This window comes from Nocardia cyriacigeorgica (genome assembly GCF_029868385.1).
Taxonomy (GTDB): Bacteria; Actinomycetota; Actinomycetes; order Mycobacteriales; family Mycobacteriaceae; genus Nocardia; species Nocardia cyriacigeorgica_F.
Genome location: NZ_JARWNX010000020.1, coordinates 105,943 through 126,475 on the forward strand (window position 1 = coordinate 105,943; position 20,533 = coordinate 126,475).

Here is a 20,533-nt window from a genome sequence, read left to right on the forward strand (position 1 = left end):
TCGGTAGTCGGTCCGGGTCGATGACTCGGAGGCGGCGGCTTGCCTGAGCACGAAGGCGGCCGCCTCGCCTCGCTTCAGCGAGGGCTCGCGCCGGTGGGCGCGTGGTTCAAGGGCGTCGGGACCTCCCTCGGCCATCTGTGGCGGCGATCGCTCCAGTTGCGCGTCATCGTGTCGACGTTGACGCTGTCGTTGATCGTCATCACCATTCTCGGTGTGGTGCTCACCAGCCAGATCACCGATCGGCTGCTCGACGCCAAGATCAACGCGGCGGTCGAGGAGATGGACCGTGCCCGCGGCACGGTGCAGAGCCAGTTGCAGGGCGCCCACGACCCCGCGCTGATGCGACAACGCCTCGCCGACGCCCGCAGCGTGCTGTCCGACAGCGGCGGTGAGACCCGCTCCGGTAGTGCGGCGGGCAGCTTCGATTCGGCGTTGAGCGTCGTCGGCGGCACCCCGCCACAGCAGATCGCGGTCGGCCCGATCGACCAGATACCGGACGAGCTGCGCCGGTTCGTCCAGGGCAATCAGGTCAGCTACCAGTTCGCCACGGTGTCGGACCCCGACGGCTATCGGGGGCGGGCGCTGATCATCGGCAGCCCGAGCGCCGACAATCCGACGCTGGAGACCTACCTGATCTTCCCGCTGGCCAACGAGGAGCGCTCGCTGGCGCTGATGCGCGGCACCATGATGGTCGGCGGCCTCGTCCTGCTGGTGCTGCTGGCCGCGATCACCGCACTGGTCACCAGGCAGGTGGTGCTGCCGATCCGGTCGGCGGCGCGGATCGCGAGCCGATTCGCCGACGGGCGGCTGCGGGAGCGGATGCTGGTGCGCGGTGAGGACGATATGGCGCGGCTGGCCGAGGCGTTCAACGAGATGGCCGAGAGCCTGTCCAACCAGATCACCCAGCTCGAGGAGTTCGGCAATCTGCAACGCCGGTTCACCTCCGATGTCAGCCATGAGCTGCGCACGCCGTTGACCACGGTGCGCATGGCCGCCGATCTGATCCACAGCAGCAGCGAGGACCTCGATCCCGCGCTGGCGCGCAGTGCGGAACTGCTGGTCACCGAACTGGACCGGTTCGAAGGACTGCTCAACGATCTGCTCGAGATCAGCCGCCACGACGCCGGTGTGGCCGAACTCCAGGTGGAATCGCTCGATGTGCGCATGTGCGTGCGTGCCGCGATCTCCACGGTGCGCCATCTGGCCAAGGAGTCCGGGGTCGAGGTCGTCACCGATCTGCCGGAGGAGCCGGTGGTGGCGGAGGTCGATCCGCGGCGAGTGGAGCGGGTGCTGCGCAATCTGCTGGCCAATGCCATCGACCACAGCGAGGGTAAGCCGGTGCTGATCAGGATGCGCGGCGACAGCGAGGTCAATGCGGTCGCGGTGGTCGTGCGCGATCAGGGCGTCGGCCTGCGTCCGGGTGAGGAGAAGCTGGTCTTCAGCCGCTTCTGGCGTTCGGACCCGTCGCGGATGCGGCGCTCCGGCGGTACCGGGCTCGGATTGTCGATCAGTGTCGAGGACGCCAACCTGCACGACGGCAAACTGGAGGCCTGGGGCGAACCGGGCGTCGGCGCCAGTTTCCGGCTGACGCTACCGCTGGTGCGTGGTCGCAAACTCGGCAAGAGCCCGCTGCCACTGGAGCCCGGTGCGCGCAAGGCCCGCGGCGCGGCGCCGGACCCGGAGGCGAACGGCACGGAGGCGACCGCCGAGCAGACGGCACCGGGCACACCTGCCGCCGCCGGCACGAGCGAGGCTCAGGCGTCGGGTCCCGCCGACTCGCACGGTCAACCGTCGGACCCGGGCGACGGTGCCAACGCGGCGCCCGGCGGCGACTCCTCGGGGTCACCCACCGATGCCGTGCTCACCGACACCGGAGACAAACAGCCATGACCATGCGGTCCACCGATTCCAGCCATTCGCGGCGCGGGCGAATCCTCGCCGCGCTGGCGATGACGCTGGCCGGGGTGCTGCTGCTGGGTGGTTGCGCGAGCCTGCCGGAATCCTCACAACCGCAGGCACTCGGCACCATCAACCGGGAGCCCACCTCCGCGGGTCCGCCCGCGCCGCTCGAGGGCCGCGATCCCGGCCTGCTCCTGTTGGATTTCCTACAGGCCAGCGCGGACCCGACCACTCGGCATCTGGCGGCCCGGCAGTACATGAATCCGTCGGCGGCGACCAAATGGAACGACGCGGCGGGCACGGTGATCGTGGAACGGCCCGACACCCTGCTGGAAGAACGCACCGAGAACACCGCCACCTACCGGATTCGCGCGCAACGCGTCGCCGAACTCGCCCCCGACGGTGCCTACCGGGCCATCGACGGACCGCCACTCGAGTACAAGGTCGAGATGAGCCGGGTCGACGGTGAATGGCGTATCGATGATCTGCCCGACGGTGTCGTCATCGACAAGCCCGCCTTCGCCAAGTTCTATCGCCGGTACGTGCTGTACTTCGTCGATCCGACCGGCAACGCGGTGGTCCCCGATCCGCGCTGGATCGCCTCGCCGAAGGATCAGCTCACTCAGCGGCTGCTCACCCTGCTCGGTGAGGGACCGCAGCCAGCCATCGCGCCGGTGGTGCTCAATCAGCTCGACGCCGGGCGGGTGACGTTGCGCGGTCCGATCACCAAGGCCAATGGTGATCCCGACGAGGTCGGCGTCGGCCTCGGCGGTGTGCGCATCGACTTCGCCGGAGCCTCCGAACTCGCGCCGCGTGAACGTGAACTGCTCGCCGCCCAGGTGGTGCTCACCCTCGCCAAGGCCGACATCCTCGGTCCGTACCTGCTGCTGGCCGACGGTAAACCGCTCGACGAGCGGTTCGCGGCCAACGGCTGGTCGGTCGCCGATGTGCACCAGTTCAGCCCCGAGGCGTACGCCCAGAACCGGACCGGTCTGCACGCCCTGCGTGATGGCGCCCTCGTCGAGGTGAACAATGGCGGAACAGCCCCGGCCCCCGGCTATTTCGGTGCGGTGCGCAATCTGCAATCGGCCGCGCTGACTCCCGACGGGCAGTTCGTCGCCGCGGTCGCCGACGCCGGGCGTCCCGCACCGGAGCCGCCACGCACCCTGATGGTGGGTAGCTACGGCGGCAATCAGTTCCCGGTCGCGGAGGGGACGACCATCAGCCGTCCGTCGTGGTCGGTCGACGGCTCGGCGGCATGGGCGGTGATCGATGGTGAGCGGGTGATCCGGGTGGTCAACGACCGCTCCACCGGTAACGTCTCGGTGCAGGACGTGGACACCTCGGCGCTGACCAGCGGTTCCAGTGGGATGCGGTTGCCGATCACCGAGATCAGGATCGCGCGCACCGGTGTGCGGGCCGCGCTGATCGCGGACGGCAAGGTGTACGTGGCGGTGGTCGAACGACGTCAGGACGGTAGATTTGCGCTGACCTCGCCGCTGCCCATCGCGGTCGGTCTCAGCACGCCAGCGGTCTCGTTGAACTGGCTGACCGGCGACACCATCATCCTGGCGCGCGAAGGCGATGTCGACCCGATCAGCACGGTGTCGATCGATGGCTCCCAGCTCATCTCGCAGACCACCCGCAACCTCACCCCACCGGTACGGTCGGTCACCGCCGCCCCCGACCATCAGTACGTCGCCGACTCGCGTGCCGTCCTGGAGTTCACCACCAATCCCGAAGGCGGCGAACAATACTGGCGTGAGGTCCCCGGCCTCGGCGCCAGCGCGGTACCGGTTCTTCCCGGCTGATCACCCGGCCGCGGCGGGTGCGGACCCGGCCGTTCGTGTCGGTGGGTGCGGGCACACTCCGAGGATGCGGACGCTACTGGATCTGGTGCTGCCCGTGGAATGTGCCGGTTGCGGGCTCGCCGGTATCGGTTGGTGCGCGCGGTGCGCCGCCCATCTGGCCGCAGCGCCGTGCCGAGTGCGCCCGCGCACCGATCCGGGTGTCCCGTGCTGGACGCTGAGCCGCTACGCGGGCCCACCACGGCGCGCGATACTGGCCGCCAAGGAGCGTCGACGCCGGGATCTGGCCGAACCACTCGGTCGCGCGCTGGCCGGTGGGCTGGCCCGATTGCGGGCCCATACCCGCCCGCTGGTGCTGGTTCCGGCGCCGAGCCGGCGGGCCGCGGCGCGCCGGCGTGGCGGCGATCCGGTGGCGCGTGCGGCCCGCGCGGCGGCGAGTTGGCTGCCGGATAGCCAGCTGCGGCCGATATTGGGTGTGTGGCGCGGTGTACACGATTCGGTGGGGCTTTCCGCTGGTGAACGCAGGCACAATCTGCGAGGCCGTATCATCACCGCCCCGCAGCCGGGAATCACGGCAAACGCCCAGGTCGTAGTGGTAGACGATGTGCTGACGACCGGCGCGACGGCCGCGGAATCGGTGCGTGCGCTGGCTGGCGCCGGAGTGCCGGTACACGCCGTGTTGACGCTGTGTGCGGCTTGACTTCAGGAAATTTGCGTGAACAGTGGCGGACCAGCGGTTGTCGTACTAGCGTCGCGGTCACACACCCGAACCGGCAGTTTGGAGGTGGGTCTCGGACAACTGGTGCCGAGCGTCTGTCATCCGACGAGATCGATCGGCACTGCTCAATCCCGCCGCACGCCAGTCGAGTCGTGCGGCCAGATCCGGGAGGTACGCGTGACGACTTCTTCACGACCTTCAGTGCAAGATGTAGATCCTTCGACGCTGGAAGCTCAGCGGGACGACCAACCCGAAGCGGACCGCCAACGAGCCACCCGCGCCGACATCGTGGTGAAGGGCCGCAATGTCGAGGTGCCCGACCATTTTCGAATCTATGTGTCGGAGAAGCTATCTCGACTGGAACGATTCGACCCGTCGATATTCCTGTTCGACGTCGAACTGTTCCACGAGCGCAATCGTCGTCAACGCAAGGCCTGTCAGCGCGTGGAGATCACCGCCCGAGGTAAAGGTCCGGTCGTGCGCGCCGAAGCGTGCGCCGACAGCTTCTACGCCGCTTTCGAATCGGTGACGGCGAAACTGGAGAGCAGGCTGCGCCGGACCAAGGATCGCCGCCGGGTGCACTACGGCGAGAAGACGCCGCTGTCGGTCGCCCAGGCCACCGCTGATCTGGTGGACGACGCGCTGTTCGAACCGGGCGGCGGCGCCCATGAGCATCCGGACGAGGGTCGCGGCCGGGATACGGGCGAACATACGGACTACGCGGCCGGGCCCGGGCATATCGTGCGGACCAAGGTGCATTCGGCGACGCCGATGACCGTCGACGACGCGCTCTATCAGATGGAACTCGTCGGACACGATTTCTTCCTCTTCCACGACAAGGAGACCGACCGTCCCTCGGTGGTCTACCGCAGACATGCCTTCGACTACGGTTTGATCCGACTGGCCTGACGGTCACGGCCCGCGGCGGGTCGAGCCCCGCCGTCCACGGCCATCCGATATTTCCCGACGACCCGGTCGGTGCGCACGCACCGGCCGGGTCTCGTCGTTTTCGGCGAACCCCTCGACGGTCAACTTACTTGGGAGTAAGTTGAATGGACCGATGGCTGAAAGGAATTCGCATGGCCTCCAGAGCTGCTCGCCGTGCCGTGATCGTCTCCGGCGCACGCACCCCGTTCGTCCGGGCGTTCACCGATTACACCCGGCTGGATTCGATCGACCTCGCCGATATCGCGGTGCGCGGCCTGCTGGAACGTACGGGTCTGGCCGGTGATCAGGTGCAGGCCATCGTGTGGGGTGGGGTGGTGTTGCCGAGCGCCGCGCCGAATATCGCCCGCGAGATCGCCCTGGATCTGAAACTGGATCCGGGATGCGAGGGCTACACGGTCACCCGGGCGTGCGCGTCCGGTTTGCAGGCGGTGACATCGGCGGCGGCTGCGATCGAGCGTGGTGAATACGACATCATGATCGCGGGCGGCAGTGATTCCACCAGTGGCGCCGAGGTCAAACTGCCGCAGAAGATCGTGCACGCGATGGCCCCGCTGGCCTTGGGTAAACCGAAGCCGAAGGATTATCTATCGGCTATATCGCAGCTCGCGCCGTTCACCGATCTGCTGCCGACGCGACCCAAGATCGCCGAACGCACCACCGGCGAGGTGATGGGGGAGTCGGCCGAGAAGATGGCGCGTATCCACGGCATCGACCGCGCCGCCCAGGACGAGTTCGCCGCCCGCTCCCATCATCGTGCGGCCGCCGCCATCGCCTCCGGACGCTTCGATGGCGAGGTGCTGGCGGTCGATACCCCCGACGGCGTCCGGATCACCCGCGACGGCTTGGTCCGCGCCGATACCAGCGTCGAGAAGCTGGCCAGGTTGAAGCCGGTGTTCGCCGAGGACGGCAGCGTCACCGCGGGTAATGCCAGCCCGCTCACCGACGGCGCGTCGGCGGTGCTGCTGATGAGCGAGGAGACCGCGGTGGCGCTCGGCTATCGTCCGCTCGCCGCGTTCCGTTCCTGGAGCTATGTCAGCGTCGATCCCACCGATCAGGTGCTCATCGGTCCGGCGATCTCCATGCCGCGCGCACTGGACAAGGCGGGCATGACCCTGGCCGATATCGACCTGGTCGATATCCATGAGGCCTTCGCAGCGCAGACCCTGTCGGTGTTGTCGGCATTGGCCAGCGACGAATGGGCCAAGACTCGCCTGGATCGCGACACCGCCGTCGGTGAGGTGGATATCGACACGCTGAACGTGCACGGCGGTTCGGTATCCATCGGCCACCCGTTCGGTGCGACCGGTGCGCGGATGGTGACGACCGTGGCCAACGAGCTGGCGCTGTCCGGCAAGCAGACGGCGCTGCTCGGGATCTGTGCGGCGGGTGGCATCGGCGCATCGGCGGTCCTCGAGCGGGTCTGAACCGGACGCACAGTGAAAGATCCGCCCGAGTCAGGACTTCGGGCGGATCTGCACTCTCGCTTGCCTCGCGCGCCATCCCCTGTCGGTCTGCGCACGCTCGGCGGTCTAGCCGATCGGCAGTGCCCTACGGGCGAAGCGCCTGCGCCCTTCGGCCAATGCCGTGCGCAGGCCGCGGCGGCGGCCGGTCACCGGGTCGTAGGAGGCGGTGGTGTTGCCGTTGAACTTGCGCTCGGAGGCGGTTTCGGGCGCATCGTCGGCGGTGTCGCGCAGGTACTTGTTCGGCAGCGACAGCTTGAGGATGGTGCGCCAGGATTTGAAGTACTGCACCGGCAGTGAACCGGTGGTGTAGGGCAGGTCGTACTTCTCGGCCAGCGCGCGCACCCGCACGGCGATATCGGCGTACCGGTTGCTCGGCAGGTCGGGGAAGATGTGGTGCTCGATCTGGTGGCTCAGGTTGCCGGTCATGAAGTGCATGACCGGGCCGCCGGAGATGTTGGCGCTACCGAGCATCTGCCGCAGGTACCACTCACCCTGCGTTTCATTGTCGATATCGGCCTTGGTGAACTTCTCCGCACCGTCGGGGAAGTGGCCGCAGAAGATGACGGCGTTGGTCCAGACGTTGCGGACCATATTGGCGGCCAGGTTCGCGGTGAGCGTGCTGAAGAACGCGGGGCCGGTCAGCAGCGGGAAGACGACGTAATCCTTGAGCGTCTGCTTGCCGATCTTGGTGAGCACCTCCGACCGCTTGCGCTCGAATTCGGCGCGCTCCGGAGTGCCGGGCTGGTATTTGCCCGCGGCGAGCTTGCCCAGCTCCAGATGCTGGATGGCGACGCCGTATTCGAAGAACAGCTGCAACACCAGGTTGTAGATCGGGTTGCCGAGGTAGAACGGCCGCCAACGCTGGTCGCGGGTGACGCGCAACAGGCCGTAGCCGATGTCGTCGTCCATGCCGAGCACATTGGTGTACTTGTGATGCAGGTAGTTGTGGGTGTGCTTCCAATGCTTGGCCGGGCCGGTGTTGTCCCATTCCCAGGAGCTGGAGTGGATCTCCGGATCGTTCATCCAGTCCCACTGCCCGTGCATGACGTTGTGCCCGATCTCCATGTTCTCGATGATCTTGGCGGTGCCGAGCAGGGCGACTCCGGCCAGCCAGGCCGGTGGCAGGAAGCTGGCGAACAGCACCGTGCGGCCGCTGATCTCGAGCGCACGCTGCAACCGGATGACATTGCGGATGTAGCGCGCGTCCCGTTCACCACGTGAGGATTCGATTTCCCGCCGAATCGCATCGAACTCCGCGCCGAGTGCTTCCACATCGGCTTCGGTGAGGTGCGCGTACTCCTTGACATCCGAGATCGCCATGGCGGTTACAGTACCGTAAGTTACGAGACCGTAGGTTATCGAGAACTCCGCCGAAACTGTGGCAAATCCCGCATTGCGATTACCCGGTCAGAGCTGTTATTTTGCCGCGCGCCGCAGACGGTATTCGCGACGCAGTGACTCGCGTTCGGCCTTGGCCTTCTCCTTCAGCGAGCGCTTGGCCTCGCGCAGCACATCCTTCTCGTGGCGCGCCTTCTCCTTGAGGGCGCGCTTGGCTTCGCGCAGCACCTCTTTCTCGTGCCGCGCCTTCTCCTGCAACACCGTCTTGGCCTCGTGCAGGGCCGACCGCAGGCCGCGACGGCGACCGGTCGCCGGGTCGATGGACCAGTGCAGATGTTCGGTCCCGGTCCAGGTGGTGACCGGGGCGGGCAGGGTGATTCCGGCGAATTTGCGTTCGGAGGAGGTCTCGGGCGCATCGTCGGAGGTGCGGCGCAGGAACCGGTCCGGGAGGGCGAGTTTGTGGATGGTGCGGAACGCCAGCAGGTACTGCTTGCCCAGCGAGCCCGTGGTGTAGGGCAGGTCGTACTTGTCGCACAGCTCGCGCACCCGCGCGGCGACCTCCGGGTACCGGTTGCTCGGCAGATCGGGGAACAGGTGGTGTTCGATCTGGTAGCAGAGGTTGCCGCTCATGAACGCCATGGTCGGCCCGGCCTTGAAATTGGCGCTGCCGAGCATCTGACGCAGATACCATTCGCCGCTGGTCTCGCCCTCGAGCTGTTCGATGGTGAACTTCTCGGCGCCGTCGGGGAAATGGCCGCAGAAGATCACCGCGTAGGCCCACAGATTGCGGATCAGGTTCGCGGTGGCGTTGGCCTTCAGCGTCGAGGTGAAGGCGGGGCCGGTGAGGGCGGGATAGAACACGAAGTCCTTGGCGACCTGCCTGGCGATCTTGCGGCCGAACACGATGTTCGGTTCGGACCGCAGCTGACGCGGCGGCACGCCGGACAGTTCCTTCTCGATGCTCCAGTCGTGCAGCGCGATGCCCCACTCGAAGGTCGCCGCCAGGATCAGGTTCGCCACCGGTTGCACCAGATGCACCGGCCGCCACGGCTCGTCCCTGGTCATCCGCAGGATGCCGAAACCCAGGTCCTCGTCCTTGCCGAGGACGTTGGTGTAGGTGTGATGGGAGTAGTTGTGCGCCCGGCGCCACTGCGCCGACGGGCCGGTCATATCCCATTCCCACGTACTGGAGTGGATTTCGGGATCGTTCATCCAATCCCACTGACCGTGGCTGATGTTGTGGCCGAGTTCCATGTTCTCGATGATCTTGGCCACCGACAGCAGCGCGGTGCCCGTCACCCAGGCCCAACGGTTACGGCTGCCGAACAGCACCGCGCGACTGGCGACCTCCAGGGCGCGCTGTGCGGCGATGGTGCGGCGGATGTACTTGGCGTCGCGTTCACCCAGCGACTGCTCCACCGAACGACGCACGGAATCGAGCTCGTGCCCGAGGGTCTCGATATCGGTGGCCGTGAGATGGGCAAAGGCTTTGATGTCGGTGATGGCCACCGGCGTCCCTTCTGTTCTTTTCAGCCCGGCGGGCCGTATGCACTCGGCCACTGGGGCCGTAGTCGACTTACCCAGAGGGTACCCGCCGAACACCTGATCCGGTGGAGCGCGATCGGGCTCACACGTCGAGCGTGCAGTCCCCGGCGGCGGCCGACACACAGGTCTGTACCTTCTCGCCTTCGCGCTTCTCGTTGCCGTTGCGCAGATCGCGGGCGTGCCCGGCGGAGATGGTGACCACACAGGTCTGGCAGATGCCCATCCGGCAGCCGAACGGCATCCGCACACCGGCCGCCTCGCCCGCCTCCAGCAGGCTGGTCGCGCCGTCGGCCTCGGTGGTGCGCTCACTGCGGGCGAAGGTGACGGTGCCGCCCTCGCCGATCGCCGAGCGTTCGATCTCGAAGCGTTCGATATGCAGGCGGTCGGCGATACCGGCCTCGTCCCAATGCTTTTCGATATCGTCGAGCATCGGCAGCGGACCGCACGCCCAGGTCTGGCGTTCGCGCCAGTCGGGAATGCGTTCGTCGAGGGCGGCGACGCTGAACTTGCCCTGCTCGCCGGTCAGCTGCCACTGCGCGGTGAAGCCGGGGTGCCGCTCATCCAGCTCACGCAGTTCGTCGCCGAACATCACGTCTTCCGCGGTGCGCGCGGAGTGGATGTGCACCACATCGGTCACCACATCGCGGCGATCCATCGCCCGCAGCATCGACATGACCGGGGTGATGCCGCTGCCCGCGGTGAGGAACAACACCTTCTCCGGCGGCGGATACGGCAGTACGAACGCACCCTGCGGTGCGGCCAGCCGCACGATGGTGCCGACCGGCACACCGTTGACGAGGTGGCTGGACAACAGGCCCTCCGGCATCGCCTTGACCGCGATGGAGATGACCTTCTGCCGCCCCTTGCCGCCCGCCTCGGCCTCGGTCCAGTCCGGGGGGCAGGTCAGCGAGTAGGAGCGCCAGTGCCAGCGGCCGTCGACCAGGACGCCGATGCCGACATACTGGCCCGGCTGGTACTTGAAGTCGAAACCCCAGCCCGGCTTGATCACCAGGGTGGCCGAATCGGCGGTCTCGGAGCGCACGTCGACGATGCGCCCGCGCAGCTCCCGCGCCGACCACAGCGGGTTGGCCAGATGGAGGTAGTCGTCGGGCAGCAGCGGAGTGGTCACCCTCGCCACCGCACCGCGCAGCACGTTCAACCGTCCGCCACGTTCGGCCACGCTCGCGGCCGGTGCCTCGAGCCATTCGCGGACATTCTTGAAAACCATCGCTGCCGTTCGTCTCCCTGACTCGTTGCGGGCCGGTCCACTGCCTGTCCGCAAGGTTACGGCATCGTAGGTTAGCCGCTCGGGGCGGCGGTTGTCAGGACCGCCGGTGGTTCACTCGGCCTGCCTCCGATTGGCGCCCGTGTCGCGGGCCGCAGGTGTGGCGATCACAGCAATTCGAGCAGGAAAGGCAGCTCCTGGGCGGCGTACCAGGCCAGCTGGTGATCCTCGGCGTCGCCGAGCACGAATTCCGCGTCCGGATCGCCGAGATCGGCGGCGTCGATGACGTCGACCGCCTTGGCGACCGCCGGTTCGGCCTCGGCCAGATCGACATGCACCGAGGCGATGCGGTCGTAGGTGATCGGCCCGGACAGCCGGACCACGGCGTCGTCGAGATCGGGGCGCAGCTTCGCGCCGATCACATCGGCGGCGATCACGGCCCTGCGGTACACGGGCGCACCGGCCGGTGCGGGTTCCTCCGCCCCTTCCTCCGTTGATTCGGTGACGGCGTCGCGTTCGGCGGCGATCAGTCGCAGCGCGGCGCGGGCGGCCTCACCCATGGCGACCTCGGCCAGCTCCTCGTCGTCGCCGGAGGCATAGGCCTCCCGCAAGGTGGGGGTCACCGCGAACGCGGTACCGCCAAGGGCGCGTAGCTCGCGCTGTTCGACCAGTTCGCGCAGCATGGGCACGGTCGCGGGTACATAGACGCGCAGCTTGCTCTCAGAGGCAGGCACCGAGCATCTCCTCCATGGATTCGTGCACCGATGCCGACAGCACGCCGATATCGGCCATCGCGTCGCGGTCGGCATTGAGCCCGTAGAAGACCCGCCCGTCATAGGACGTGATCCCGATACTCGACACCTGATTGCGCAGCAACGGCGACACCGGATACATCTCCAGCATCCGCGCGCCGCCGATATACATCGGCGCCTGCGGACCCGGCGCATTGGTGATCACCAGATTGAACGTGTGTTCTGCGAAGGTACTCGCCGCCCGCACGCTCATCGCGTGCAGGCTCGCCGGGGCGAACCCGGCCAGATGCACCAGCGTGCGCGCACGCACACCGCGCCGGTGTTTGGCGGTGGCCTCGGTGGCGTGCGAGATATGCGACAGCCGCATCACCGGATTGGGTTCGCCGACGGGCAGATCGATGAGGAACGAGGACACCTCACCGGCCGGTTTCAGCTTGTCGTCGGCGCCTTCGACATACACCGACATCGGCACCACCGCGCGCAGCACGCTCGAATCGACCAGTGCCTCCCCGCGCGAGAGCAGCCAGTTGCGCAGCGCACCGGTGACCACCGCGAGGATCGCGTCGTTGATCGAGCAGTCGAAACGGCGCCGGATCTTGCGGTAATCCTCGAGGCCGGTGGTGACCACGTCGAAGCGGCGCTGGCGGGAGGTACGGGCATTGAGCGGGCTGTCGGGTGCGCCGGTGGTGACCGAGCGGACCGCCGAGACCACCGAGTCGACCGCGCGCCCCGTCGCGCCCATCAAACCGAACCCGCCCGAACCGGCGTCGCGCAGCACCTCGATGGCCTCACTGGGCTGACCGGCCAGCTGAGTCAGCGCACCGACCAGCAATTCGGTGTCGCTCGGTTCCCGCGGGGCGCACCAGGCGTCATCGGCGAAACCGCGCGGTGAGGTCCCCGAGTCCAGGATGACGTGCCCGATCTCGAGCGCACCGTCACCGTCGACCAAGGCGGAGTGGGTCTTGGTGAACACCGCGCAGCGCCCGCCTTCCAGACCCTCGATCAGATACATCTCCCACAGTGGCCTGCCCTGATCCAGCGGCCGCGACGACAGCCGGGCAACCAGTTCGTGCAGCTGTTCATCGCTGCCCGGAGCGGGCAGCGCCGAGCGGCGGATGTGGTAGTTGATATCGAAGCGGCTGTCCTCCACCCAGACCGGGCGGCCCAGCGAGAGTGGTATTTCGCGCACCTTTCTGCGGTAGCGCGGTACCAGCGACAGCCGGGATTCGACCAGATCGACCAGGCCCGCGTAGTCGAGGACCGGTCCGCTGTTGCCGTCACCGGTGTCGGCGGTGGTGTTCTGGAGGATCGCGAGAGAGCCGATGTGGATGGGATTGCTGCTCGACTCGAGCCGGTAGAAGGACGCGTCCTGCGGCGTCAGCCTCGTGATCACGCTGCCCGATGCTCCTTCCCGCGCCGCCCGTGCGAGCTGCCCGTCCCGACCCATTGTGGTCCCGCCACATCGATTCTTCATCCCATTCTGTGGCATCTCCCGGCAATCCGTCGTGCACGGGTACCGTTGGGTTCATCCACATCGACACCGCGGATGCGGTGGCCGCCCCGCCCGTGCTCGGCCCGGCCCGGCCCGGCAAACGGCTGACCACGGCGCCTACCATGGGTGCCGCATTACCATGAAGCGAGCTGCGGCTTCCGCACCACGCGGGCCGTGCGTACCGGCCCCGGGGGAGCCGGTGACACGACGACACACCGACCAGAGGACTGACGAGACCCGTGCCTGCGCTGACACTGACGAGGTTGCTACGGATTGGTGAGGGTCGCATGGTCAAGCGGCTCTCCCATCTCGCCGACGAGGTTCTCGCGCTCGAGTCCGACTTCGAGGACTTCACCGACGACGAGCTGCGGGAGAAGACCGAGGAGTTCAAACAGCGCTACGCCGACGGCGAATCCCTCGACGATCTGCTGCTCGAGGCGTTCGCGGTGGCGCGAGAAGCCTCGTGGCGGGTGCTGAACCAGAAGCACTACAAGGTTCAGATCATGGGTGGCGCCGCACTGCACCTCGGCAATATCGCCGAGATGAAGACCGGTGAGGGCAAGACCCTCACCTCGGTGCTGCCCGCGTATCTCAACGCCATCAGCGGCGACGGTGTGCACATCGTCACCACCAACGACTACCTCGCCAAGCGTGACTCGGAGTGGATGGGCCGTGTGCACCGGTTCCTCGGTCTCGAGGTCGGTTCGATCCTGTCCGGTATGACACCGGCCCAGCGGCGCATCGCCTACGGCGCCGACATCACCTACGGCACCAACAACGAATTCGGCTTCGACTATCTGCGCGACAACATGACCCATTCGCTGGACGATCTGGTCCAGCGCGGGCACAACTTCGCCGTGGTCGACGAGGTGGACTCCATCCTCATCGACGAGGCCCGCACCCCGCTGATCATCTCGGGTCCGGCCGACGCCTCCAGCAAGTGGTACGCGGAGTTCGCCCGGATCGCGCCGCTGCTGAAGAAGGACCTGCACTACGAGGTCGACATCAAGAAGCGCACCATCGGTGTGCACGAGGCGGGCGTGGAGTTCGTCGAGGACCAGCTCGGCATCGACAACCTCTACGAGGCCGCCAACTCGCCGCTGGTGAGCTACCTGAACAACGCCATCAAGGCCAAGGAGCTCTACACCCGCGACAAGGATTACATCGTCCGCGACGGCGAAGTGATCATCGTCGACGAGTTCACCGGCCGCATCCTGGTCGGGCGCCGCTACAACGAGGGCATGCACCAGGCGATCGAGGCCAAGGAAGAGGTCGAGATCCAGCCGGAGAACCAGACCCTGGCCACCATCACGTTGCAGAACTACTTCCGCCTCTACGAGAAGCTGTCCGGTATGACCGGTACCGCCGAAACCGAGGCGGCCGAGCTGCACCAGATCTACAACCTCGGCGTCATCCCGATCCCGACCAACAAGCCGATGATCCGCGCCGACCAGGCCGACCTCATCTACAAGACCGAGGAGGCCAAGTTCGCGGCCGTGGTCGACGATGTGGTCGAGCGGCACGAAAAGGGCCAGCCGGTGCTGATCGGTACCACCAGCGTGGAACGTTCGGAGTATCTGTCCAAGCAGTTCACCAAGCGCGGTGTCGCGCATACGGTGCTGAACGCGAAGTTCCACGAGAAGGAAGCCGAGATCATCGCCGAGGCCGGTCGGCCCGGCGCGGTCACCGTGGCGACGAACATGGCCGGTCGTGGTACCGACGTCGTGCTCGGTGGCAACCCCGATATCGTCACCGACATCCTGTTGCGTAAACAGGGCCTCGATCCGGTGAACACCCCCGAGGAGTACGAGGCCGCCTGGCTGCCGACCCTCGAACAGGTCAAGGAGCAGACCGCCGAAGACGCCGACAAGGTGCGTGAGGCGGGCGGTTTGTACGTGCTCGGCACCGAACGGCACGAGTCGCGGCGTATCGACAATCAGCTGCGTGGTCGCGCCGGACGTCAGGGCGATCCGGGTGAATCGCGGTTCTACCTGTCCCTCGGTGACGAACTCATGCGCCGCTTCAACGGCGCGGCGCTCGAGGCCATCATGACCAGGCTCAACCTGCCCGATGATGTGCCGATCGAGGCCAAGATGGTGTCCAAGGCCATCAAGAGCGCTCAGACGCAGGTCGAGCAGCAGAACTTCGAGATCCGCAAGAACGTTCTCAAGTACGACGAGGTGATGAACCAGCAGCGCACCGTCATCTACGGTGAGCGCAACCGGATCCTGCGCGGTGAGGACATGGAGGGCCAGGTCCAGGAGATGATCACCGATGTGGTCACCGCCTACGTCGACGGCGCCACCGCAGAGGGCTATGTCGAGGACTGGGATCTGGACAAGCTGTGGACCGCGCTGAAGATGCTGTACCCGGTGGGCATCGACCACAAGGAACTGGTCGGCGAGACCGCCATCGGTGAGGCGGGCGAACTCGATGCCGAGGAACTGCGTGAGGCGCTGCTCGAGGACGCCCACGACGCCTACGCCAAGCGTGAGGAAGAGATCGACGGCCTGGCGGGTGAGGGCAGTATGCGCACCCTCGAACGTCAGGTGCTGTTGCAAGTCCTCGACCACAAATGGCGTGAGCACCTCTACGAGATGGATTACCTCAAGGAGGGCATCGGCCTGCGCGCGATGGCCCAGCGTGACCCGCTGGTCGAATATCAGCGCGAGGGTTTCGACATGTTCTCCGCGATGCTCGAGGGCCTGAAGGAAGAGTCGGTCGGCTACCTGTTCAACCTCCAGGTCGAGGTGCAGCAGCCGCAGCCAGAGGGTGTCGCGGTCGATCCCGGCCTGCGTTCCCCCGTCGGCGCGGCAGCCCCCGCACCCGTTGCCCCGGCCCCGGCCCCGGCCGCCAACGGTGCCCCCGCCGCGCTGCGCGCCAAGGGCATCGAGACCTCGGGCCCCCGCGGCCTGAGCTACTCCGGCCCCGACGAGGGCGGCCACGCCGCCGTCCACAGCGCCGCGGAGGAATACGGCGACGGCGACGATTCGCACGCCACCCGCCGCGAACGCCGGGAGGCGGCCCGCGCCCAGTCCAAGGGCAAGCGCGCACCGAAATCGCGCCGCAAGCACTGAGTGAAGGCAGGTGAAGGCGCCCACGGTGATCCGTGGGCGCCTTCACCATGTCGGGTCGCTCTGGGTGTTCGTAGCGTCCGGTGCGCGGTGAGATCGCGGCCGACCGGAGAATTCCGGCTGCGTCCACCCGATGTCGGTCCGGGATCGGTTCCGCCCGGCACCCGGGTCGGTAGCCCGGAAATCCGCGGCCTTCGGCGGCGCGGTCGATAGAATCCGCGATGTGGACCGCGACGCTGTCGAGGCATGGGTCGAGGAATACGAACGAGCCTGGCGTTCGCCGGGCACGGAACTGCTCGACGGCCTCTTCGCTCCCGATATCGGCTATCTCGTATCCCCGTGGGCCGACCCGATCCGAGGCGCGGCCGCTCTCGCCGAGTTCTGGGACCGGGGCCGTGCCGGTCCCGATGAATCCTTCACCATGAACTCCGAGGTCGTCGCCGTCGACGGCGCCACCGCGGTCGTCCGGGTCGAAGTCGAGTATTTTCGCGACACCCCCGCCCGCTGGCGTGACCTGTGGGTGCTGCGTTTCGATTCCGTGGGCCGTTGCACCTGGTTCGAGGAATGGCCGTTCGCGCCTGGGCAGACCGACGGGCAGTGATATCGAAACCGCTGATACGCGCCATGTTTGGGAATAGGTCATCGTTGTGACCGGTCCGGTTGTCTTGTGAATACGAGCGACCAGTTGATGCCGCGCACAGGTTCGACTGCGATGTCGCGCTCACAGCGGGCCGCTATGTAACGGGCCGTTGACTGCTGTCGATCAAGCTTCCGGATTCACACTCGTGGACCGAAAGTCGCTGAGGAAGAGCAGGTTTGCGATGGCTCGAGTCAAACGCCACATCGTCACAGGGGCGCTACTGGCCTGTTCGGCGTTGGTACTCGCCGGGTGCGGCGACAGTTCCGGTGCGGCGCGGCCGGTGGAGGGCGGCGCTGCGGCGAGCACGACCGTGGCCGCAACCAGTACGACGGCGGGGCAGCCAGCCGCTCCGGGCGAGAACGCGGGGCAGGATGCCGAGACACCGGAAGCCGGCGGCCCCGCAACCGATCCCGGAAATGGGGTGCCCGACGCCGGGAATGCGCCGACCGAGGGCGCGACGGCGCCTGCTCCGGCAGCCGACCCGGCTCCGGCGGAGGGCGGGGCCGGGCTATGGGACCCCTGCGGGCTTTCCGCATCCGATGCATCTGCGGCAGGGCTGAACGGCTCGACCGAGCAGCGCATCCCCGGTGCATGGCGCCCGGACTGGCTGACCTGCCAATGGCAGTCCAGCAGTGGCGCCTTCGACCTGACGATGGAATCCACCGACCGGTCACTGGACACTATTCGCCAAGATCCCGAGTTCACCTATTTCGCTGGGATGTTCGTCGGCGGCCGCGATGCTCTCAAATACGTCTCGATCCAAGACGTGGACAACAAGACGTGCGCGATCAGCGTGGCGGTCCCGGACGGCAGCGTGATGTTCTCGGTGCGTTTGCACAACAAAGCCACCATCGGTGCGGCATGCGGCCACGCTCAGCTCGTCGCTGACGGGGTGGTCCGTCACCTGCCGTAAAAGGTCAGGTTATGAAGCGGCGCCAGTAACTGTGCACCGCTATGTAACGGGCCATTGAATGACGGCGATGAAATCTCTGGAATCACATTCTGTGAGCCCGAAAGTCACTGAAGAAGAACAGGTTTGAGATGACTCGTATCAATCGGCACATCGTCGCGGGCGCACTTCTGGGTGGCGCGATGCTGATGTCCATCGCCCCCGCACATGCCGACACCGGCCTGCGGCTCACTGAGACCCAGTCGACTCCTCAGCGGGCAGGCACTGCGGTGAACAGCGGCTCGGCCGACTTCCTGACCAGCGGTTCGGCCCAGGCGCTGAACCGCATGTGGTGCGGCACGCTCTGGATGCCCGTCTGCTACCCGTAATAGCTGTTTCAGGTTGCCGAATCGGCTCGACGAGAGGCGAGTACGCGACCGAGTCCCGCTGATCACCACGGATCGTTCGAATTCAATGCCGTCAGCAGCTGGCGGATTGCCGCGACGCGGCGCTCCTTGCCCGGCAATGCGTCCAGCGCGCATTCCGGGTCGGCGGGAGGGCCGAGATGGGTGCATCCGCGTGGGCAGCCCTCGATGGCGTCGGCCAGGTCGGTGAAGGCGGCGATGACGTCGTCGGGGGTGATGTGGGCGAGGCCGAAGGAGCGGACGCCGGGGGTGTCGATGACCCAGCCGCCGGTGGGCAGTGGAAGGGCCACCGATTGGGTGGAGGTGTGTTTGCCCTTGCCGACGCCGGACACCTCGCCGACGGCGCGGTCGGCGTCGGGGACCAGGCGGTTGACAAGGGTGGATTTGCCGACGCCGGAATGGCCGATGAAGGCGGTGAGATGGCCGGTGAGCAGGTCGAGGACCGGTTCGATGGGGTCGTCTACGCCGCCGTAGACGATGGTGAGTTCGAGATCGTCGAAGAGGGCGGCGAATTCGGAGTCGGCGGCCAGATCGTGTTTGGTCAGGCACAGGATCGGTTGTAGGCCACCGGCATACGCGGCGACCATGGCGCGTTCGACGAAACCGGTGCGCGGCGGCGGATCGGCCAGGGCGACGACGATGAACAGGCGTTCGGCATTGCCGACGACAACGCGTTCGAACGGATCGGTGTCATCGGCGGTGCGGCGCAATACCGTCCGGCGTTCGGCGACGCGCACGATGCGGGCGAGGGTGTCGGGTCTACCGGACAGATCGCCCACCACGTCGACCTGATCGCCGACCACGATCGGGGTGCGGCCCAGCTCCCGCGCGCGCATGGCGACGATCAGCCGATCCGGATCACCGTCGAGTACGCACCCCCAGCGGCCGCGATCCACCGACACCACCATGGCGGCTTCCGCGTCATTGTGCTGCGGGCGGGTCTTGGTGCGCGGACGTGAACTCTTGCCGGGACGCACCCGCACATCGGATTCGTCGTAGCTGGCGGTGGAGCGGCCGCGCCGACTCAGCGCACCGCTCCCTGATCGGCGGGATCGAGCATCCGCTCCCAGAGGGCGACGAAATCGGGGAGGGTTTTCGCGGTGGTGCCGATGTCCTCGATCTCGATGCCGGGCACGGCGAGTCCGAGTATGGCGCCAGCGGTGGCCATCCGGTGGTCGGCGTAGGAATGCCAGCGTCCGCCGCCGAGCGGGGCCGGGACGATCTCGAGGCCGTCCTCGGTCTCGGTGACATTGCCGCCGAGCCGATTGATCTCAGTGGACAGTGCGGCCAGCCGATCGGTTTCGTGGCCGCGCAGATGGGCGATGCCGCGCAGATGGGACGGTGAATCGGCCAGTGCGGCGAGCGCGGCGACGGTGGGGGTGAGTTCGCCGACGTCGTGCAGGTCGATATCGATACCGGCGAGCCGGTCCGGTCCGCGCACGGTCAGGATGCCGTCGAAGATCCGTGCCTCCGCGCCCATCCGCACCAGGATCTCGCGGATGACGTCACCGGGCTGGGTGGTCAGCCGCGGCCAGTGCGGAATGCTGACCTCGCCGCCGGTGACCGCCGCCGCCGCCAGGAACGGCGTCGCATTGGACAGATCGGGTTCCACATCCCAGTCCACCGCGGCGATCGGACCGGGTGCGACGATCCAGGTCTGCGCCTTGCGGCTGTCGGCGGGCTCCTCGACCTGCACTTCGGCACGGCGCAGCATCTCCACCGTCATCTCGATATGCGGCATGGACGGCAGCGCCTTGCCATCGTGATGGACGGTGATCCCCTCGTCGAAACGGGCCGCCGACAGCAGCAGGCCGGAGACGAACTGCGAGGAACCCGATGCGTCGATGGTCACCGCGCCGCCGCGCAGCGCGCCGGTGCCGTGCACCGTGAACGGCAGGGCATCGCCGTCGATATCGGCGCCGAGCCCGCGCAGTGCGTCGAGGATGGTGCGCAGCGGGCGAACCCTGGCCTGCGCGTCACCGTCGAAGGCCACCTCGCCGGTGGCGAGGGTGGCCAGCGGCGGCAGGAAACGCATCACCGTGCCCGCAAGCCCGCAGTCGACCGTGCCAGCGGTCAGCGGGGCGGGCGTGACGGTGAGCGTCTCGGCGGCGCCGTCGATCTGCGCGCCCAGTGCCCGCAGCGCGTCGATCATCAGATTCGTGTCCCGGCTGCGCAGCGCGCCGGTGATCGTGGACGGGCCGTCCGCGAGGGCCGCCAGGATCAGTGCTCTATTGGTGATCGATTTCGATCCGGGCAGGGTCACGGTCGCGTGCACGGGGGCGTCGACATGGGGCGCTGGCCAGAAATTCACCAGTCC

16 protein-coding genes are annotated in these 20,533 nt (G+C 67.2%); 9 read left to right on the forward strand and 7 right to left on the reverse strand.

The features are described from left to right. Positions 1-93: 93 nt before the first annotated feature. The 5 genes from mtrB to QH168_RS02430 all read left to right on the forward strand — a co-directional run bounded on the left by mtrB (position 94) and on the right by QH168_RS02430 (position 6,797). A complete protein-coding gene (gene mtrB, locus QH168_RS02410; RefSeq protein WP_280232737.1) occupies positions 94-1,890 on the forward strand; it encodes an MtrAB system histidine kinase MtrB in 1,797 nt (598 codons plus the stop codon). After that, positions 1,887-3,710, forward strand: a complete 1,824-nt coding sequence (gene lpqB, locus QH168_RS02415) for an MtrAB system accessory lipoprotein LpqB (protein ID WP_280232714.1) — start codon at positions 1,887-1,889, stop codon at positions 3,708-3,710. Before mtrB ends, lpqB begins: the two co-directional genes overlap by 4 nt. 64 nt (positions 3,711-3,774) lie before the next feature. Beyond that, complete coding sequence (locus tag QH168_RS02420) at positions 3,775-4,407, forward strand: ComF family protein (protein ID WP_280232715.1); 633 nt, start codon at positions 3,775-3,777, stop codon at positions 4,405-4,407. A gap of 243 nt (positions 4,408-4,650) precedes the next feature. Next, positions 4,651-5,334 carry a ribosome hibernation-promoting factor, HPF/YfiA family gene (hpf, locus tag QH168_RS02425; RefSeq protein WP_280232738.1) on the forward strand — a complete coding sequence of 228 codons (684 nt, stop codon included), beginning with the start codon at positions 4,651-4,653 and terminating at the stop codon, positions 5,332-5,334. 170 nt (positions 5,335-5,504) lie between these two features. Further along, positions 5,505-6,797 carry an acetyl-CoA C-acyltransferase gene (locus tag QH168_RS02430; protein ID WP_280232716.1) on the forward strand — a complete coding sequence of 431 codons (1,293 nt, stop codon included), beginning with the start codon at positions 5,505-5,507 and terminating at the stop codon, positions 6,795-6,797. 105 nt (positions 6,798-6,902) lie between these two features. On the opposite strand, the gene QH168_RS02435 is transcribed toward QH168_RS02430, so the two are convergent. From QH168_RS02435 to QH168_RS02455, 5 genes are all read right to left on the reverse strand, one after another. Beyond that, positions 6,903-8,156, reverse strand: a complete 1,254-nt coding sequence (locus QH168_RS02435) for a fatty acid desaturase family protein (RefSeq protein WP_280232717.1) — start codon at positions 8,154-8,156, stop codon at positions 6,903-6,905. Between the two features lie 96 nt (positions 8,157-8,252). After that, complete coding sequence (locus tag QH168_RS02440; RefSeq protein ID WP_280232718.1) at positions 8,253-9,683, reverse strand: fatty acid desaturase; 1,431 nt, start codon at positions 9,681-9,683, stop codon at positions 8,253-8,255. A 118-nt stretch (positions 9,684-9,801) separates the two neighbouring features. Further along, positions 9,802-10,947 carry a ferredoxin reductase gene (locus QH168_RS02445; RefSeq protein WP_280232719.1) on the reverse strand — a complete coding sequence of 382 codons (1,146 nt, stop codon included), beginning with the start codon at positions 10,945-10,947 and terminating at the stop codon, positions 9,802-9,804. A 164-nt stretch (positions 10,948-11,111) separates the two neighbouring features. After that, the gene (locus tag QH168_RS02450; protein WP_280232739.1) at positions 11,112-11,627 is read right to left on the reverse strand and encodes a DUF6912 family protein; all 516 of its coding nucleotides are present in this window, start codon (positions 11,625-11,627) and stop codon (positions 11,112-11,114) included. Positions 11,628-11,664: 37 nt separating this feature from the next. Further along, positions 11,665-13,089 (reverse strand): WS/DGAT/MGAT family O-acyltransferase, encoded by a 1,425-nt coding sequence (locus tag QH168_RS02455; protein ID WP_280232720.1) that lies wholly within the window; start codon positions 13,087-13,089, stop codon positions 11,665-11,667. 338 nt (positions 13,090-13,427) lie between these two features. On the opposite strand from QH168_RS02455, the gene secA reads away from it, so the two are divergent. The 4 genes from secA to QH168_RS02475 all read left to right on the forward strand — a co-directional run bounded on the left by secA (position 13,428) and on the right by QH168_RS02475 (position 18,180). Continuing rightward, the gene (gene secA / locus QH168_RS02460) at positions 13,428-16,265 is read left to right on the forward strand and encodes a preprotein translocase subunit SecA (RefSeq protein WP_280232721.1); all 2,838 of its coding nucleotides are present in this window, start codon (positions 13,428-13,430) and stop codon (positions 16,263-16,265) included. 220 nt (positions 16,266-16,485) lie between these two features. Beyond that, entirely contained in the window at positions 16,486-16,863 is a 378-nt protein-coding gene (locus QH168_RS02465; protein WP_280232722.1) for a YybH family protein, read from the forward strand. Positions 16,864-17,047: 184 nt separating this feature from the next. After that, the gene (locus tag QH168_RS02470) at positions 17,048-17,815 is read left to right on the forward strand and encodes a DUF3558 family protein (RefSeq protein WP_280232723.1); all 768 of its coding nucleotides are present in this window, start codon (positions 17,048-17,050) and stop codon (positions 17,813-17,815) included. A 128-nt stretch (positions 17,816-17,943) separates the two neighbouring features. Then, positions 17,944-18,180, forward strand: a complete 237-nt coding sequence (locus tag QH168_RS02475; protein WP_280232724.1) for a hypothetical protein — start codon at positions 17,944-17,946, stop codon at positions 18,178-18,180. Positions 18,181-18,242: 62 nt separating this feature from the next. On the opposite strand, the gene rsgA is transcribed toward QH168_RS02475, so the two are convergent. Both rsgA and aroA read right to left on the reverse strand, forming a co-directional pair. After that, positions 18,243-19,286: a ribosome small subunit-dependent GTPase A gene (rsgA, locus tag QH168_RS02480; RefSeq protein ID WP_432421017.1), complete on the reverse strand. Its 1,044-nt coding sequence runs from the start codon at positions 19,284-19,286 to the stop codon at positions 18,243-18,245. Further along, a complete protein-coding gene (gene aroA / locus QH168_RS02485) occupies positions 19,241-20,527 on the reverse strand; it encodes a 3-phosphoshikimate 1-carboxyvinyltransferase (RefSeq protein WP_280232725.1) in 1,287 nt (428 codons plus the stop codon). Before aroA ends, rsgA begins: the two co-directional genes overlap by 46 nt. Positions 20,528-20,533: the final 6 nt, after the last annotated feature.